Genomic DNA, 1994 nt, shown 5'->3' with positions numbered 1-1994 from the left:
AAAATGAACGTTAAAAATATACGGCGTGAAATTCATGATATTTCTAAAGCCATTTCTAGTGCATTACTATAAATATCACTTTATAGGAAATTGACTATATCTATTCAATTCTTGCAGCTATGGATTTTGATTTTTTAGCAGCCAATCATTTTTATTGATAACGACTGGATTCATCTTGGCAGGAAAAATCAATGATTTAACTTTAATTGGGAAAGTCAAAAATAAGGTATGGAACGTCAGTTGATTGGGGAAATCAACAATAACTGTAGAGTATTAAATGACTAACACCCTACAGCTATTCATTATTTACACAACATCGCCTGCAATTTTCTTAGTAATCACCCATTGTTGAGTAATCGATAAGGCATTATTCACCACCCAGTATAAAACCAAACCAGATGGGAAAAATGCAAAGAATACCGTAAACACGATAGGTAACATCATCATTACTTTTTGCTGAACAGGATCAACAGGTGCAGGATTCAAATGGTGTTGCAATAACATTGTCACACCCATAATCAATGGCAATACAAAGTAAGGGTCTGGGGTAGACAAATCATCTAACCAAAGCATAAACGGTGCTTGCCGCAATTCTACACTGCCTAACAATACCCAATACAAAGCAATAAAAACAGGGATTTGCACTAAAATGGGCAAACAGCCACCTAATGGATTGATCTTCTCTTTACGATACATATCCATCATGGCTTGATTCAATTTATTGCGGTCATCGGCATAGCGTTCTTGCAACTGTTTCAAACGAGGCTGCAATTTACGCATGTTAGCCATTGATTTATAACTGGCTGCTGATAAATGGAAAAATGCCAGTTTAATCAAAATCGTGAGGATAATAATTGACCAACCCCAGTTACCAATCCAATCATGGATAAAACGTAAAGTCCAAAATAAAGGCTTAGCCAATGGCCATAACCAACCGTAATCCACTGTTAAATCTAAACCCGAAGATAAAGCTTCTAATTCATCTTGTAATTTAGGTCCAACGAATAAATTCATTTCAAACTGATGTTGAGCTTGTGCAGGAATTGCAAGAGGCTGTCCATAAAAACCTAAAACATAGCGTGAGCCAGTTGGGACGAAGTTAGCATAATATTTATATAACTGATCTTTTTCAGGTACCCATGCCACCACAAAATAATGTTGTAACATCGCAGCCCAACCATTTGCCCATTCAGGACGTTCTTCTTTATTAAAGCTGTCGTCATGTATGGCATTGAATTTTACTTTTTCATATAGCTTCTCAGGACTGGAAATCGCACCACCCATATAAGTGTGGATAAAGCTAGATTGACCTTCTTCAGTAACTTCAGTACGTTGTAACTGGCTATAAGCACGTACTGTCCAAGGTTCAGCAGTTTTATTATCGATAAGGTGTTTAACATTAATCACATAACTGCCGCGCTGGAAACTAAAGATTTTATCAACAGTCACACCTTGTGGGTTCTGCCAGCTTAAAATGACCTCTAAACTGTCATTCGTGCCCATATCATAGCTTGATTGTTGCGCTTGATAAGAGGTTTGATGAGTCGGTGCATTTTCGGTAGGACTTGCAGGCATTAGGCCTGATTGTGCAACAAAAAAGCGTGGCATCTGATCTTGCATCAAATTGTAAGGCTCATCTGGCTTGTCATTAGCCACAGGGTATTCAACCAACGCAACTTGACGAATATCACCACCTAAGGTATCAATTTCTAAGTCAAATAAATCGGTTTTAACTCGAACCCGTTCTTGACTATTTAAAATCTGTTTTGGCTGAGCAAAAGGCATTTCGGCAGCACTACTCATGCTAGGAGAAGCCACTGTTGGCATCTCAGCAGCACTGTTGGTTGGCGTGGGTAACGCATCTGCTGTTTGTACCGTACCACCTGTTGTCGTGGTTGCCATTGGCACAGGTTTAGAACCATAATCTTCTAGCCATTCTTGATACATCATCATCATCAAAAAGACCAGTGCGAGGACTAATAGTAGTCTTACAT

At 38.6% G+C, this 1994-nt stretch carries 1 protein-coding gene; it reads right to left on the bottom strand.

Annotated features, from left to right (window positions below; genetic code table 11):
- Positions 1–306: 306 nt before the first annotated feature.
- The coding region (gene yidC / locus ABXH34_RS18670; RefSeq protein WP_353573400.1) for a membrane protein insertase YidC at positions 307–1994 on the bottom strand (1688 nt) is incomplete at its 5' end.

The sequence above is a fragment of the Candidatus Albibeggiatoa sp. nov. BB20 genome (assembly GCA_016744725.1).
In the GTDB taxonomy this organism is placed as follows: Bacteria; Pseudomonadota; Gammaproteobacteria; order Beggiatoales; family Beggiatoaceae; genus Albibeggiatoa.
This window is presented reverse-complemented; position numbering and strand designations above follow the sequence as displayed.